Source organism: Rhodococcus sp. NPDC003383, assembly GCF_053589115.1.
Map to the genome: position 1 here is coordinate 1 of NZ_JBSFRG010000050.1, position 16,009 is coordinate 16,009.

14 protein-coding genes and 1 tRNA gene are annotated in these 16,009 nt (G+C 69.3%); 10 read left to right on the top strand and 5 right to left on the bottom strand.

What is annotated here, in order from left to right; all coding sequences use genetic code 11:
- Positions 1 to 94: 94 nt before the first annotated feature.
- Positions 95 to 886, bottom strand: coding sequence for an SDR family oxidoreductase (locus tag ACWDTS_RS27180; protein WP_450111375.1), 792 nt, complete (start codon positions 884 to 886; stop codon positions 95 to 97).
- Positions 883 to 2,049 carry a hypothetical protein gene (locus ACWDTS_RS27185; protein WP_450111374.1) on the bottom strand — a complete coding sequence of 389 codons (1,167 nt, stop codon included), beginning with the start codon at positions 2,047 to 2,049 and terminating at the stop codon, positions 883 to 885. The genes ACWDTS_RS27180 and ACWDTS_RS27185 overlap by 4 nt, the downstream gene beginning before the upstream one ends.
- Before the next feature lie 84 nt (positions 2,050 to 2,133).
- Here ACWDTS_RS27185 and ACWDTS_RS27190 point away from each other — a divergent pair, with 84 nt between their 5' ends.
- From ACWDTS_RS27190 to ACWDTS_RS27215, 6 genes are all read left to right on the top strand, one after another.
- Entirely contained in the window at positions 2,134 to 3,072 is a 939-nt protein-coding gene (locus ACWDTS_RS27190) for an IclR family transcriptional regulator (RefSeq protein ID WP_450111373.1), read from the top strand.
- A gap of 124 nt (positions 3,073 to 3,196) precedes the next feature.
- Positions 3,197 to 4,129, top strand: coding sequence for a sulfate adenylyltransferase subunit CysD (gene cysD / locus ACWDTS_RS27195; protein WP_450111372.1), 933 nt, complete (start codon positions 3,197 to 3,199; stop codon positions 4,127 to 4,129).
- Positions 4,129 to 6,006, top strand: coding sequence for an adenylyl-sulfate kinase (gene cysC, locus ACWDTS_RS27200; protein ID WP_450119403.1), 1,878 nt, complete (start codon positions 4,129 to 4,131; stop codon positions 6,004 to 6,006). Before cysD ends, cysC begins: the two co-directional genes overlap by 1 nt.
- Entirely contained in the window at positions 6,003 to 7,121 is a 1,119-nt protein-coding gene (locus ACWDTS_RS27205) for a 3'(2'),5'-bisphosphate nucleotidase CysQ (RefSeq protein ID WP_450111370.1), read from the top strand. Before cysC ends, ACWDTS_RS27205 begins: the two co-directional genes overlap by 4 nt.
- Before the next feature lie 64 nt (positions 7,122 to 7,185).
- Entirely contained in the window at positions 7,186 to 8,184 is a 999-nt protein-coding gene (locus ACWDTS_RS27210; protein WP_248675222.1) for an MBL fold metallo-hydrolase, read from the top strand.
- Between the two features lie 32 nt (positions 8,185 to 8,216).
- Positions 8,217 to 8,582: an SgcJ/EcaC family oxidoreductase gene (locus tag ACWDTS_RS27215; protein ID WP_248675223.1), complete on the top strand. Its 366-nt coding sequence runs from the start codon at positions 8,217 to 8,219 to the stop codon at positions 8,580 to 8,582.
- Between the two features lie 74 nt (positions 8,583 to 8,656).
- Here the strand turns inward: ACWDTS_RS27215 and ACWDTS_RS27220 are convergent.
- The 3 genes from ACWDTS_RS27220 to ACWDTS_RS27230 all read right to left on the bottom strand — a co-directional run bounded on the left by ACWDTS_RS27220 (position 8,657) and on the right by ACWDTS_RS27230 (position 10,354).
- A tRNA-Arg gene (locus tag ACWDTS_RS27220) sits at positions 8,657 to 8,732 on the bottom strand.
- 105 nt (positions 8,733 to 8,837) lie between these two features.
- Complete coding sequence (locus ACWDTS_RS27225; RefSeq protein WP_197255222.1) at positions 8,838 to 9,518, bottom strand: DUF305 domain-containing protein; 681 nt, start codon at positions 9,516 to 9,518, stop codon at positions 8,838 to 8,840.
- Between the two features lie 2 nt (positions 9,519 to 9,520).
- Complete coding sequence (locus ACWDTS_RS27230) at positions 9,521 to 10,354, bottom strand: DUF3105 domain-containing protein (protein ID WP_450119404.1); 834 nt, start codon at positions 10,352 to 10,354, stop codon at positions 9,521 to 9,523.
- Positions 10,355 to 10,499: 145 nt separating this feature from the next.
- On the opposite strand from ACWDTS_RS27230, the gene argS reads away from it, so the two are divergent.
- Genes argS through thrC form a run of 4 tightly spaced genes read left to right on the top strand, consistent with a single transcriptional unit; the run spans position 10,500 to position 15,980 of the window.
- Entirely contained in the window at positions 10,500 to 12,152 is a 1,653-nt protein-coding gene (gene argS, locus ACWDTS_RS27235) for an arginine--tRNA ligase (RefSeq protein WP_248675225.1), read from the top strand.
- On the top strand, positions 12,149 to 13,570 hold the full coding sequence (gene lysA / locus ACWDTS_RS27240) for a diaminopimelate decarboxylase (RefSeq protein WP_450119405.1): 1,422 nt from the start codon (positions 12,149 to 12,151) through the stop codon (positions 13,568 to 13,570). Before argS ends, lysA begins: the two co-directional genes overlap by 4 nt.
- Entirely contained in the window at positions 13,567 to 14,892 is a 1,326-nt protein-coding gene (locus tag ACWDTS_RS27245; protein WP_197255219.1) for a homoserine dehydrogenase, read from the top strand. The genes lysA and ACWDTS_RS27245 overlap by 4 nt, the downstream gene beginning before the upstream one ends.
- Positions 14,889 to 15,980: a threonine synthase gene (thrC, locus tag ACWDTS_RS27250; protein WP_197255218.1), complete on the top strand. Its 1,092-nt coding sequence runs from the start codon at positions 14,889 to 14,891 to the stop codon at positions 15,978 to 15,980. Before ACWDTS_RS27245 ends, thrC begins: the two co-directional genes overlap by 4 nt.
- Positions 15,981 to 16,009 lie beyond the last annotated feature (29 nt).

Below are 16,009 nucleotides of genomic sequence, written 5' to 3' on the forward strand. Positions count from 1 at the left end.
TTGTGGGCTCTGCGGCGGGTGGTGCGTTCGTACTTGGTGCACCCCCGCCCGGTGTGCTTTGGGGGCGGCCCCCCCCCCAAAAACGCCCCACGGCTCAATGGTGGAATTCGCCGCAGTTGACGTCGAGGCACTGCCCGGTGATCGCCGATGCCATCGGCGAGGCCAGGAAGATCACCGCGTCGGCGATCTCCTCGGTGGTGGGCAGGCGACGCAGGTCGCTGGCGGCTGCGGTGTGCTCGTAGATCTGCTCGACGGTGGTGCCGTACTTTCCGGCCTGGTGTTCGAAGTAGCTCCGGAGGATCGGGCCCCAGATGTAGCCGGGAGCAACAGAATTCACGCGGATTCCCTGGGGGCCGAGTTCGGTCGCCAGCGACTGCGACATCGACAGCAACGCCGACTTCGCGATCTTGTAACTGCCGTACCGTTCCTGGGAGTGCCGCACCACCATCGAATTGATGTTCACCACTGCACCTTTCGACTCGGCGAGGGTGGGGGTGAACAACTGGGTCAGGCGCAGCGCGCCGAGCACGGACAGTTCCACGCTGTCCCGGATGTGCTGGAAGTCGGTGCGCGCCAACGGCTTCATCGACGGGACCGAGAAGGCGTTGTTGACCAGCACGTGCACGGCGCCGAATTCCTCGGCGGCCGCGGCGACCAATGCGGCCGCGGACTCGTCGTCGGTGATGTCGGTGGGCACTCCCAAGGCGCGCCGGCCCAGCGCGGTGACCTCCGCGGCGACCTCGTCGAGCCGCTCGCGGGTGCGGGCTGCCAGCACGACGTCGGCTCCGTGTTCGGCGCACCGGACCGCGAGGGTGCGCCCGAGGCCGGGCCCGACGCCGGAGATCACGACCACCCGGTCGTGCAGCAACCCCGCCGGCGCGCTCACGCCTGCATCCGATCGGCGATCGCGGTCTGGCGCGCCGCGATCCGCCGGGACCACGCCTCGGGGGTGATGAGGTTGGACTCGTGGAACGGCAGCGACTCGGCGATCTTGTCGAACGGAACCACCTGCGCCGTCGGACCGTCCGCGGACGTGAGCTCGCGGTCGATGCGCTGCCAGCGGAACTGCAGGATGCCGCGGCTGCGGCCGAGCGTCTCGATCCAGTTGGTGATGCCGGGGTTGCGGTTCGAGATCACGATGCGGACCTTGCCGTCCGGATCCACCTGGGCCTGAGTGTTGTTCAGCGACGTCTGGTGGTGGATGTAGTCCAGCGAGATGTACCAGAGGCTGCCGATCTGGAACCCCAGGTAGGGGGCGTCGGACGCGGGCACGGTGAGGATCATCGCCTCGTCGTCGGCGAGTTCGTAGTGCCCGACGGACGAGTACTGCGTGTCCAGGCCTCCGGGGGTGCGGCGCGGTGCGGTCACGGTGTTGACCGGCAGCTTCAGGTAGAACCACTCGGGGAACTGCAGCCACGTCTTCACCCGCGAGACGAGCGCACGTCCGGCGCGCTCGTATCGTTTGACGGCGTCCTCCTGCGTCGGCTCCGCCGCGGGGGTGCCGAGCGTGTCGACCCGGTCGATGCGGACGGTGCCGCGTCGCTGCGACCAGTCGCTGTACACCTCCCGGATGACGAGCTGCGACGATCCGGGCGCGAGGGTGAAGTAGTTGCGCTCCGGATCGGCGGGGCCGGGGCCGAATCGCACCTCGAACGTGCCGTCGTCCCCGATGCGGATCGCACGGTCGTCGAAGGCGGTGACGTTGCCGGGCACGTCGGCGTCGGTGTAGTTGCCGGCGAGCACCTGGAAGCTCAGGTCGCAGGTCGTGCCGCGGCGGCCGGAGGCCACGTACTCGGCGTCGTCGCGCACGGCCGCACCCCAGTACAGGGTGTCGGGGTTGTCCAGGCCCATCTTGCTGTACGGACCGGTGCCGGTGATGAGGACCGGGTGGGTGCTGCTGTGGGCCCAGGCGGCGTGCACGCACGCGGCGATTCCCCCGGCGAGGTAGCCGTAGCCCTCGGCGAGATCCTGGTCGGTGCGGACGTGCGGAGCGGTGGCGACGAGTTTCTCGGCCTCGGCGATCGCCGCGGCGAGCGGATCGGTGATCACATCGATCTCCCTGTGGTCCAAATATGTACCGCTGCGGTAAAGTCTGATTGGACCGACGATAGAACGTGTTACAGGAAGTGGTCAATGGTTCGTCTCAGCGATTCCACCGCGCCGAGCGGGGACGCTGCCGGGTCCGCTCGGCGCTCGCCGCCGACCGAACGGGTCGTGCAGGTCCTCGACCACCTCGTCGCGCACCCCGGCGTCCGGTTCGGCCTCTCCGAGCTCGCCCGCGAGCTGGGCCTGAGCAAACCCACCTGCCTCGGCATCCTCACCGCGCTCGCCGACGCGGGCTATCTCATGCGCGACCCGGTCGACAAGACCTACGGGCTCGGCCCCGCCCTGATCGTTGCCGGGCGCGCGGCGCAGCGCGGCTTCGCGGCCGGTCCGGTCGCGCACCGGCATCTCACCCGGCTCAGCGCCCGGTTCGACGTCGCCTGCACCGCCTCCGCCGTCGTCGGCGACCGCATCGCGGTGCTCGACGTGGTGGGACCCCGGGGTGCGACGGCGAGTGCGCGGGTGGGGGAGGTGTACCCGTTCGCGCCGCCCGTCGGCCTGATGTATGTGCTGTGGGACACCGACCAGCGCCTCGAACAATGGCTGCGCCGCGAGCCGACCCTGCCGGTACGGCTCGACCGCCCGCATCTGCAGCGCGTGGTCGACCGGTGCCGGCGCACGGGATACCTCGTCGAATCGCTCACCCGGGGCGGGCGGCGGCTGTACGCGCTGATGGCCGGCGTGGTCGCGCACGACCTGGCGCCGGAACTGCGCGAACTGCTCGGGGAGCTGGTGTCCAGTCCGGGCGAGCGCGTCCTGTTCCCGGAGGAGGCCCCGGCCGGTGAACCGCTCGCGGTGAACCTGATCGCCGCGCCCGCCTACGACCCGGACGGACACCAATCGCTGGTCCTCGCGCTGCACGTCGAGGCCGAGATCGACGCCGCGGAGATCGCGCGGCGCGGCGCGGCGCTCGTCGAGGCGGCCGACGCGATCACCGCGGAGCTCGGCGGGCGACGTCCGGAGCGCTGACCGCCACTCCGGGTCTCCCCAAACCGTTGACCCCGAATTGAAACTCGTTCTATCGTTTCGAATAGTCCGACTTCGACCGAATCGGTACATATTTGGACCGACGTCCCGGGTGGGGAGTACCTCGATGACCACGGCGCAGCCGTTTCGACCACCGTCCTACGAGTTGCCGCCCCTCCGCGCGCTCGAAGCCGAATCCGTGCACATCTTCCGGGAGGTCGCGGCGACCTTCGAGCGGCCCGTGCTGCTGTTCTCGGGCGGCAAGGATTCGGCGGTGATGCTCCACCTCGCCGCCAAGGCGTTCTGGCCCGCGCCGCTGCCCTTCCCGGTCCTGCACATCGACACCGGCCACAACTTCGACGAGGTCGTCGAATTCCGCGACCGGGTCGTCGAGCGACTCGGCCTGCGTCTGATCGTCGCGTCCGTCCAGGACGACATCGACGCCGGCCACGCCGTCGAGGACACCGGTCCGCACGGCGGCCGCAACCGGTTGCAGACCGGTACTCTGCTGCGTGCCCTGCGCGAAGGCGGCTTCGACGCGGTCTTCGGGGGCGCCCGCCGCGACGAGGAGAAGGCCCGCGCCAAGGAACGCATCTTCAGCTTCCGCGACCGGTTCGGCCAGTGGGATCCCAAGGCGCAGCGACCCGAACTGTGGCACCTGTACAACGGGCGGCACCGCAAGGGAGAGCACATCCGCGTCTTCCCTCTGTCGAACTGGACCGAACTCGACATCTGGTCGTACCTGCGCGACGAGAACATCGACCTGCCGGCGCTGTACTATGCGCACCGCCGGCCCGTCGTCGAACGCGACGGAATGCTCCTGGCGCACACCAGGTTTCTCGCTCTGCAGCCCGGAGAGCAGCCGCGCGAGGCGCTCGTGCGCTTCCGCACCGTCGGCGACGCCACCTGCACCGGCTGCGTCGAATCCACCGCGGCCACCGCCGAACAGGTGGTCGCCGAGGTCGCCGCCAGCCGCGTCACCGAACGCGGCGCCACCCGCGCCGACGACCGGATCTCCGAGGCGGGCATGGAAGACCGCAAGAAGGAGGGGTACTTCTGATGTCCCGACTGCTGCGCATCGCGACCGCCGGCAGTGTCGACGACGGCAAGTCCACGCTGATCGGCCGGCTGCTGTTCGATTCCAAGGCCGTCTTCGAGGATCAACTCGAGGCCGTGGCCCGTACCAGCCGGGACCGCGGCGCCGAACAGACCGATCTGGCGCTGCTCACCGACGGCCTGCGCGCGGAACGGGAACAGGGCATCACCATCGACGTCGCGTACCGCTACTTCGCGACGCCGCACCGCAGCTTCGTCATCGCCGATACACCGGGACACGAGCAGTACACCCGCAACATGGTCACCGGCGCCTCGACCGCCGACCTCGCGCTGATCCTGGTCGACGCCCGCAAGGGCATCCTCGAACAGACTCGGCGGCATGCCTTCCTGGCGAGTCTGCTCGGGGTGCCGCACCTGGTGCTGTGTGTGAACAAGATGGATCTGGTGGACTGGTCGCAGGACCGGTTCGAGGAAATCTGCGACGAATTCCGGCTCTTCGCAGCCAAATTGGAGATCCACGACCTGTACTTCGTGCCGATCTCGGCGCTGCAGGGCGACAACGTCGTCAGCCGCACCGCGAACATGCCGTGGTACGAAGGGACTTCGCTGCTGCATCACCTCGAACAGGTGCACATCGGGTCCGACCACAACCTCATCGACGCGCGCCTGCCGGTGCAGTACGTCATCCGCCGCGGTGGCGAATTCCGCCGCTACGCGGGCACCGGCGACTTCCGCCGCTACGCGGGCACCGGCGACTTCCGCGGCTACGCGGGCACCGTCGCCAGCGGCGTGTTCAAACCCGGCGACGAGGTGGTCGCACTGCCGTCCGGGTTCGGTACCCGCGTCGAGCGCATCTGGGGTCCCGGCGGAGAACCGCTCGAGCATGCGTTCGCCGACGTCGCCGTGTGCGTCGAACTCGCGGACGAACTCGACCTCGGCCGTGGGGACATGCTGTGCCGGCCCAACAACCGGCCGCTGGTCGGCACCGACATCGATGCCATGGTCTGCTGGCTCACCGAACGCTCGAGCCTCGATCCGGACACCCGCTACACCCTGCTGCACACCACGAAGGCGGTCCATGCCCGGCCTGTGCGGCTCGACTACCGGCTCGACGTCAACACGCTGCACCGCGACGAGACCGCAACCACGCTGAGCCTCAACGAGATCGGGCGCGTACAGCTGCGCACTCAGCAGCCGCTGCTGTTCGATCCGTACCGGCGCAACCGCACCACCGGCAGCTTCGTCCTCGTCGACGAGGCCACCGGCAACACCGTCGCCGCCGGCATGATCACCGGACCCACTCTCGCCGAGACGGGCGCCGTGTGGCACCCCGCCGAGGTCGTCCGCGCCGACCGCGCCACCACGGGCAGGACGGTGTGGCTGACCGGGCTGTCCGCATCCGGAAAGTCCACGGTCGCAGCGGAACTCGAACGAAAGCTGCTCGCGGCGGGAATTCCCGCCTATCGCCTGGACGGCGACAATCTGCGCCACGGACTCAACTCCGACCTCGGATTCGGACCCGAGGACCGCGCCGAGAACGTGCGCCGCGTCGGGGCCGTCGCCCAGTTGATGGCCGACGCCGGCCTCGTCGCGATCTGCTCGCTGATCAGCCCCTACCGAGCCGACCGCGACCGGATCCGGCAGCAGCACGCCGACGCCGGCATCCCGTTCGTCGAGGTGTTCGTCGACACCCCGCTCGCCGACTGCGAGGCCCGCGACCCCAAGGGCATGTACGCCCGGGCCCGGGCCGGGGAGATCACCGGCTTCACCGGCGTCGACGATCCGTACGAACCGCCACAGAACCCCGACCTGGTGCTCCGCCCCTCCGACGGCGATCCGGTCGCGCAGGCCGCCCGGATCATGGAAGTGTTGATGCCATGACAGACGATGCTGCTCTCGCCGCCGAGATCGCCACGGCGGCAGGAGAACTGTTGCTGACCGTTCGAGCCGCCGAGGCCGACGCCCTGAGCGGGCGCGAACTCGGCCGCCGCGGTGACCACGACGCGAACGTGCTCATCCTCGAAATGCTGGCCGAGCACCGTCCCGGCGACGCCGTGCTGTCCGAGGAATCCGCGGACGATCCGGCGCGCGTCGACGCCGAGCGGGTGTGGATCATCGACCCGCTCGACGGGTCGAAGGAATACGGGATGCTCGGCCACACCGACTGGGCCGTGCACGTCGCGTTGTGGGAGGCCGGTCGCGGCCTGACCGCCGGGGCGGTCGCCCAGCCGGGCCTCGGCGCCGTGTACAGCACCGACGAGGCGCCCGTCGTCGAACGGCGTCCGCTCGGCGAGGGACGTCCCCGCATCGTGGTCAGCGGTAGCCGCCCGCCGGAGTTCGCCGGTGCGGTGGCCCGCGCCGTCGGTGCCGACGTCGTGCGCATGGGTTCGGCGGGCGCGAAGGCGATGGCGGTGCTCCGCGGCGAGGTCGACGCCTATGTTCACGCCGGTGGCCAGTGGGAGTGGGACTCGGCGGCCCCCGTTGCCGTCGCGCAGGCGGCCGGATTGTTCTGCGCGCGGATCGACGGCTCGGAACTCGAATACAACCGCCCCCACCCCTATCTGCCGGATCTGGTGATCTGCCGGCCGGACTGGGCGCCGACGCTCATGGCGGCCGTCGCCGAGCACGCGACCGCGCCGACCGACAGCCCCCGGGTCGCGATGGCTCGGGCCTACATCCGGTCGCTGATCAGCCACGATGCGTCCCACGTCCGCCTGGCCGCCGATGCCTGGCGCGTGGAGAACGGGCAGCGAACCGGCGACACCGGGGCCGAGATCCGGTACCGGCTCGAGCACGGCCCGGAGTACCGGCCGCTCCGCCGGGTGCGGAATCTGACGTTCCACGAGTGGGGCAACAACGTCGTTGCGCGCTTCCTGCTCGAGATAGATACCGGCAGTGGTGCCGATATGACGGTGTCGATCACCGAGCACTTCGACATCCCGGCGGGGGAGATCCGTTCGATTCTCGCGATCATCGAGCCCCTGTCCGAAGAATAGTTGAACCTTTTGCGCTAGCTTCGAAGACAGAAGATGCAGTAGTGCAGATTTCGGAGGCGCAAATATGGAACAGTTCAACGAGGCCCGGGACATCGGGGACGGCATCCACGCGATCCCCGTTCCCGTCGCGGACCTGCCGGTCGGCGACACCCAGGTCTACGCAGTCGAGTCCCAACGCGGCGTGATCCTCGTGGACGTGGGGTGGAACAACGACACCTCCTGGAATGCGCTGCAGGCCGGGCTCGCATCGGCCGGACTGTCGGTGACCGACGTCGAAGGGGTGGTCGTCACACACTTCCATCCCGACCACGTCGGCCTCACCGGCCGCATCCGCGAAGCGTCCGGATGCTGGGTCGGCATGCACGAAGCGGACTTCGAACAGCTCGGACACATGATGGCCGGCCACGACTGGACGAACCGGGAACTCGACCAGTGGGTCAAGGCCGGGGCGCCCGCCGAGTACATCGAGGAATTCCTCGCCGCCGGCCGTGATCGCGACGGCGTCCCGGACGAGAAACCGGACCGGGTGTTGAAGACCGACGAGATCATCCCGCTCGCCGGACGCACCCTGCGGACCGTGTTCACCCCCGGCCACACCCCGGGCCACGCGTGCTTCTTCATCGAGGAACACGGCATCCTCTTCAGCGGCGACCACGTGCTCGCCAAGACCACCCCGCACGTCGGCGAATTCGACTTCCCCGTGGCCGAACGCGACGCGCTGGGGGAGTTCCTCGACTCGCTGCGCGCCGTCGCGACTCTGCCCGCCCGCCGCACCCTGCCCGCGCACCGGCAGCCCATCGACGACCTCGCAGCCCGGACGGAGGCGCTCGTCGAACACCACGAACGTCGCCTCGACGATCTCTACGAGTCGTTCGGGGACGAGGAGCTGACGCTGTGGCAGGCCACCGAACGCATGACGTGGTACCGGCCGTGGGACGAGACACCGCCGCGCGGCAAGCAGATGGCCATGTCCGAAGGCTCGGCGCACATCCGCCACCTCATCGAGCGGGGGCGCGCCCGCCGCGTCCCCGGAACCGATCCGGCGCGGTTCGTCCGCGTGTGACACTCGATCGGACTGCAACGGAGAGGCAGGCGATGACGCCCGACCAGCTCGTCACCGAATTCTGCGCCGCCTGGGCGGAACCGGATCCGGCCGCGCTCGCTGCGTACTTCACCGACGACGCCGTGTACCACAACATTCCGCTGGAGGAGGTCCACGGCCGTGCCGCCATCGAGGAGTACTTCGCCGGGATGGTCGCGACGTTCGGCGGTATCGACTTCCGCATCCATCGCCAGCTCGCGAGCGACAACCTCGTCCTCAACGAGCGCACCGACGTGCTGACCGTCAACGGGCGCACGGTCGAGGTCCCCGTCATGGGCTCGTTCGAGGTGGCCGACGGGAAGATCGCCGCGTGGCGGGACTACTTCGACATGGGCCCGCTCGCGGCGACCACAGGATAGGGACCGGCGACCAGCCCGAAAATTACGAAAAGCAGTAGGCCCCGCTTCGAATTCGAAGCGGGGCCTACTGCTCGTGGTGCCCTCGGCAGGATTCGAACCTGCGACTTCTTGCTCCGGAGGCAAGCGCTCTATCCCCTGAGCTACGAGGGCAATCCGGGCCCACCGGCTGACCGGCGGTGCGGAGTTAGCCTAGCGCATTGTTGCCCATACGCCACATCGCCTGGTCAGCGCGGGTTTTTCGGCCCGGATCGGGGGTCAGTTCATCGGCAGGGGCTGTGCGCCGCGCTCGGCGAGCATCGCCGTCATCAACTCCGACTCGCCGGTCTGCGTATCGACCATCGTCTGCGCCAGCGTCCGCACCGCGGCGACCTCGCCGTGCTCGGCGCCGTACTCCATCATCGGCAACCCGCCCTGGTGGTGCCGCAGCATCAACTGCAGGAACAGCACGTCGAGTTCCGGACCCGACGCGGCCCGCAGCGCCGCCAGTTCCTGCGAGGTCGCCATGCCCGGCATCGGGACCGCCGCGGCGGACGAACCGTGACCCGCGGCGTGACCGTCGTGCATGGTCTCGCTGTCGTCGCTCATCCACGTCATGTACTCACCGGTGGGCAACGGCGCCTGATTCCACAGCGTCAGCCAGCCCTGCATCTGCCCGACCTGGTTCTGCTGGGTCGTGAGGATGTCGTACGCCAGGTTCTGCACCCGCTGATCCGTCGAACGGGTCAGCGCGATCGACGCCATCTCGATCGCCTGGTTGTGGTGCACGCTCATGTCCTGGGAGAAACCGACGGCCACGGAATCGGCCGCCGGAACCTCCTGCGCATCCCCGCGCGGGATCAGGAAACCGACCAGGAAACCGATCGCGAGCGCAGCAATGATCCCGAGTGCCACGAGGATTCGGCGCTGTCCCGAACCCTGCGAGAAACCGTCGCTCATGGTCAGCTACCCGCCGGAGCCTGCATGTCCGTCTGGACCTCGGCGGAGTCGACCGTTCCGCCGGTCATCGGCACGGCGTCCGGGCCGGGAGCCGACGGATCGAACGGCGGCGGGTTCGCCGGATCGTACGAGCCGGGGATCGTCGCGCAGCTCGCACCGACCTCCGGGTAGGTGTACCGGTTCTGACGCAGCGAGGCGATGAACTGGTCGATCCGCTCGTCGTCGGCGGAATCCACCGTGAGCTGGTGGCCCCACGACTGCAGCGAGATCGGCGAAGCCTGGCCCGGATACGGCGACATCATGGTGTAGGACTTGCCGTCGACCTTCGCGCTGAGCGTCTCGACCCCCGCGGCGTCGACCAGGTCCGGGTTGTACGTGATCCACACCGCACCGTGCTCGAGCGAATGCACCGCGTTCTCCGTACGGATCGCCTCCGGGTAGACGACGCCCGTGCACGTGGCCCAGATCGAGTCGTGCGGACCGCCGAACGGCGGGGTGTGGTCGTAGGCGACCCGCTGGGTGGAATCGATGTGCTGCCCGGCGGGATAGTCGACCGTGACGATGCCCTCGAGCGCGGTCGACGGATCCTGATTCGATTCGGACGGCGTCCACGCAGCCAGCTTCTGCTGATCCTGGTACTTCGGGCCGATGCTGACGGCGATCACGGCGATCAGCGCGACGACCGCGACGACGCCACCGATCACCATCCACGGGATCTGACGCTGCTTGGGAAGTCCGCGGCCCCCGCCGCTCTTCTTCGCGGCGGCCGAAATGGCCTTCGCGGACTTGGCGCCGGACTTCTTGCCGGAACCACCGTTAACCGAACCGCTGGGCATCGCTGGTAGCTCTTTCGATCGGATGGACAACATCGGATGGACAACGAGACCGCGGCCCCGGGCCGCGTGCCCCCACAACTGTACGGGCGCGCTCCTGTGGGGCACCGTCGGTGCTCGCAGGGGCCAGCCAATAGGATGAACTCCTGTGACTCCTGCCGACCTTGCCGAATTGCTCCACGGAACCGCTGCGAGGGTGCTCGCCGAGCGTGACCTCGACGTGTCCGTCCTGCCCGAGACCCTCACCGTCGAGCGGCCCCGGAACCCGGAGCACGGCGACTATGCGACCAACGTGGCGATGCAGGTCGCGAAGAAGGCCGGTGTGAACCCGCGCGAGCTCGCAACCTGGCTCGCCGAAGCGCTCACCGCCGCCGACGGCATCGAATCGGCCGAGGTCGCGGGACCGGGCTTCCTCAACATCCGCCTCGCGGCCGACGCGCAGGGCGCGATCGTCGCGAAGGTGCTCACCGAGCTCTCGGCGTACGGCAACTCCGACGCGCTCGCCGGCCGCAAGATCAACCTCGAGTTCGTGTCCGCGAACCCGACCGGCCCGATCCACCTCGGTGGCACCCGCTGGGCCGCGGTCGGCGACGCGCTCGGCCGGATCCTGTCGACGCAGGGCGCCGAGGTCACCCGCGAGTACTACTTCAACGACCACGGCGCGCAGATCGACCGCTTCACGCGGTCGCTGATCGCCGCGGCCGAGGGCGAACCGGCCCCCGAGGACGGCTATGCCGGCGACTACATCGTCGACATCGCCGCCGAGGTGCAGAAGCGGGCGCCCGGCGCGCTCGACCTGCCCGAGGCCGAGCGGCACGAGACGTTCCGGTCCATCGGCGTCGACCTGATGTTCGCGCACATCAAGCGCACGCTGCACGAGTTCGGCGTCGACTTCGACGTGTACTTCCACGAGAACTCGCTGTTCGAATCCGGCGCGGTCGACAAGGCCGTCGAGACGCTCAAGGGCTCCGGCAACCTGTACAACGCCGACGGCGCGTGGTGGCTCAAGAGCACCGACTTCGGCGACGACAAGGACCGCGTCGTCATCAAGTCCGACGGCAACGCCGCCTACATCGCCGGCGACATCGCCTACTTCCAGGACAAGCGCTCGCGCGGCTTCGACCTGTGCATCTACATGCTCGGCGCCGACCACCACGGCTACATCGGCCGGCTCAAGGCCGCCGCGGCCGCATTCGGCGACGACCCCGACACCGTCGAGGTCATGATCGGCCAGATGGTCAACCTCGTGCGCGACGGCCAGGCTGTGAAGATGAGCAAGCGTGCCGGCACCGTCATCACCCTCGACGACCTCGTCGAGGCGATCGGTGTCGACGCCGCCCGCTACGCGCTCGTGCGCTCGTCGGTCGACCAGAGCATCGACATCGACCTCGAGCTGTGGGCGTCGGCCGGCAACGAGAACCCGGTCTACTACGTGCAGTACGCGCACGCCCGCCTCTCGTCGATCGCGCGCAACGCCGCCGACCTCGGTCTCAGCGCCGAGGGCGCGAACCTCGCGCTGCTCACCCACGACCGCGAGGGCGACCTGATCCGCACCATCGGCGAGTACCCGCGCGTCGTCGCGAAGGCCGCGGAACTGCGCGAACCGCACCGGGTCGCGCGCTACCTCGAAGAACTCGCCGGCGCCTACCACCGGTTCTACGACGCGTGCCGCATCCTCCCGCAGGGCGACGAGGAGCCCGGAGACCTGCACACCGCGCGGCTCGCGCTGTGCGCGGCGGCCCGTCAGGTTCTCGCCAACGGCCTCGGCCTGCTCGGCGTCAGCGCTCCGGAGCGGATGTGAACGCGCACCCCGCCGGTCCGCGGCACGCGGAGATCCCGCACGCACCGGGCCTGCCCGAACGGCCCACCACCCACGAGGAACTGAACGCGCTGCACCGGCAGGTGTGGCCGCGCGGCACGAGCCGCGGCGACGACGGCGCCGTCCGCATCGCCGGGGTTCCCGTCACCGAACTCGCCGAGAAGTACGGCACCCCGCTGTTCGTGATCGACGAGGACGACTTCCGGTCCCGGTGCCGCGACATCGCCGCGGCGTTCGGGCCCGACACCAAGGTGCACTACGCCTCCAAGGCGTTCCTGTGCACCGAGGTCGCCCGCTGGGTGCAGCAGGAGGGCCTGTGCCTCGACGTCGCGTCCGGTGGTGAACTCGCGGTCGCACTGCACGCCGGGTTCCCCGCCGAGAAGATCGCGATGCACGGCAACAACAAGTCCGTCGCCGAACTGCGCACCGCGGTCGCGGCCGGGGTCGGGCACATCGTGCTCGACTCGATGGCCGAGATCGACCGGCTCGACGCGATCGCCGGGGAAGCCGGGGTCGTGCAGGACGTGCTGATCCGGGTCACCGTCGGTGTCGAGGCGCACACCCACGAGTTCATCTCCACCGCGCACGAGGACCAGAAGTTCGGTCTCTCGCTCGCCGGAGGGGTCGCGATGTCCGCGGTGCGCCGGGTCTTCGAGACCGCCAACCTCCGGCTGGTCGGCCTGCACAGCCACATCGGCTCGCAGATCTTCGACGTCGACGGCTTCGAACTGGCCGCACACCGGGTGATCGGCCTGCTCCGCGACATCGTCGCCGAGTTCGGTGTGGACAAGACGTCCCAGCTGAACATCGTCGACCTCGGCGGTGGACTCGGCATCTCGTACGTGCCGAGCGACGATCCGCCGCCGGTCGAGGAACTCGCCGCGAAGCTCCTCGACATCGTGCGCACCGAATCCGCGCTGGCGGGACTGCCCACCCCGACCCTCGCGGTCGAGCCGGGCCGCGCCATCGCCGGACCGGGCACGATCACCCTCTACGAGGTCGGCACGATCAAGGACGTCGCGGTCGCCGCGGGTCACAGCCGCCGCTACATCAGCGTCGACGGCGGCATGAGCGACAACATCCGCACCTCCCTGTACCAGGCGGAGTACGAGGCCCGGTTGGTCTCCCGCGTCAGCGACGCGGATCCGGTCGTCTCGCGAGTCGTCGGCAAGCACTGTGAGAGCGGTGACATCGTGATCCGCGACACCTGGATGCCCGAGGACGTCCGGGCCGGGGATTTGCTGGCCGTCGCCGCGACCGGTGCATACTGCTATTCGATGTCCAGCAGGTACAACCTGCTGGCCCGTCCCGCCGTCGTGGCGGTCAAGGACGGCGTTTCCCGCGTCATCCTGCGTCGGGAAACCGTGGAAGATCTGCTCAGCTTGGAGGTTACGGAGTGACGACCGAAACGGGGACCAGTCAGGCGCCGCGTCCCGTCGGCGTGGCGGTGCTCGGCCACGGCACCGTGGGCGCCGAGGTCGTCCGCATCATCCGGGACGACGCAGCCGATCTCGAGGCACGCATCGGTGCGCCGCTGGAGCTGCGCGGTGTCGCCGTGCGCACCGTCTCCGAGGACCGCGGCATCCCGGTCGAGCTGCTGACCACCGACGCGGAGGGACTGATCGCGCGCGACGACGTCGACATCGTCGTCGAGGTCATCGGCGGCATCGACCTGCCCCGCAAGCTCGTACGGACCGCGCTCGACGCCGGCAAGTCCGTGGTCACGGCGAACAAGGCGCTGCTCGCCGAGTACACCGGTGAACTCGCGGAGGCCGCCGAGGCCAAGCACGTCGACCTGTACTTCGAGGCCGCCGTCGCCGGTGCGATCCCGGTGATCCGCCCGCTGACCCAGTCCCTGGCCGGCGACCGCGTCAACCGCGTCATCGGCATCGTCAACGGCACCACCAACTACATCCTGTCGGCGATGGACGAGACCGGAGCCGACTACGCCGAGGCGCTCGCCGAGGCGGGCCGGCTCGGTTACGCCGAGGCCGATCCGACCGCGGACGTCGAGGGCTTCGACGCCGCCTCCAAGGCCGCGATCCTCGCGTCCATCGCCTTCCACACCCGCGTCACCGCCGCCGACGTGTACCGCGAGGGCATCTCGAAGATCACTGCCGCCGACCTGACGTCCGCTCGCGCGCTGAACTGCACCGTCAAGCTCCTCGCGATCTGCGAGCGCATCACCACCGAGGACGGCAAGGACAAGGTTTCGGCGCGGGTCTACCCCGCGCTGGTGCCGCGGGAGCATCCCCTCGCGAGCGTGTCCGGCGCGTTCAACGCCGTCGTCGTCGAGGCGGAGGCGTCGGGCCGCCTGATGTTCTACGGCCAGGGTGCCGGCGGCGCTCCCACCGCGTCCGCGGTGATGGGCGACCTGGTGATGGCCGCGCGCAACCGCGTGCAGGGCGGTCGCGGTCCCCGCGAATCGAAGTACGCCGATCTCGAGATCGCGCCGATGAGCGAGATCATGACCCGCTACTACGTGAACCTGCAGGTCGCGGACCGGGCAGGTGTGCTCTCCGCCGTGGCCGCCGAGTTCGCCAAGCGCGGGGTCAGCATTTCCGCCGTGCGCCAGGAAGGCGCCGGAAACGGTGCGCGCCTGGTGGTGCTCACGCACCGCGCCACCGACGAAGCGTTGTCGAGTACCGTCGCAGCACTCGATGAACTCGAATCCGTAACTGCTGTGACCAGTGTCCTGAGACTGGAGGGATCCGCCGAATGAGCGCGGCCGAGAAGAACATCACCCCCGTGCACACCCCGTGGCCCGGCCTGATCGAGGCGTACCGTTCTCGACTGCCGATCGGTGAGGGCTGGAAGACGGTGACGCTGCGCGAGGGTGGTACGCCGCTGCTCCCGGCACCTCGCCTGTCCGAGATCACCGGCTGCGAGGTCCACGTCAAGGTCGAGGGGCTCAACCCCACCGGTTCCTTCAAGGACCGCGGCATGACGATGGCCGTCACCGAGGCGCTGGCGACCGGCAAGCAGGCGGTGCTGTGCGCCTCCACCGGCAACACCTCTGCGTCGGCTGCCGCGTACGCGTCCCGCGCGGGCATCGGCTGCGCGGTGCTCGTGCCGCAGGGCAAGATCGCCATGGGCAAGCTCGCCCAGGCCGTCATGCACGGCGCCCGGATCGTCCAGGTCGAGGGCAACTTCGACGACTGCCTCGAGCTGGCCCGCAAGACGACCGCCGAGTTCCCGACGATCGGCCTGGTCAACTCCGTCAACCCGGTCCGTATCGAGGGACAGAAGACCGCCGCGTTCGAGATCGTCGACGCGCTCGGCGACGCTCCCGACGTGCACGTGCTCCCGGTGGGCAACGCGGGCAACATCACCGCGTACTGGAAGGGCTACTCCGAGTACTTCGCCGACGGCGTGAGCACCCGCCGTCCCCGCATGCTCGGTGTGCAGGCCGCCGGTGCGGCCCCGCTCGTGCTCGGCCACCCGGTCAAGGATCCCGAGACCATCGCCACCGCGATCCGGATCGGCGCTCCCGCGTCGTGGAACGGTGCGGTCGCCGCGAAGGAGGAGTCGGACGGCGCGTTCCGTGCCGCCACCGACGAGGAGATCCTCGAGGCGTACCACCTGCTCGCGAAGTCCGAGTCGATCTTCGTCGAGCCGGCGTCGGCGGCGTCGATCGCGGGTCTGCTCGCCGCGAGCAAGGAGGGCTGGCTGCCGCGCGGCCTCCGGGTTGTGTGCACCGTCACCGGCAACGGCCTCAAGGACCCGGACACCGCCCTGCGCGATGTTCCCGTGGTGCAGCCGATCCCGGTCGACCCCGTCGCTGTGGCCTCGGCGCTCGAACTGGCCTAGTCCTCGAGCAGACACAGTGACCGCCTCGC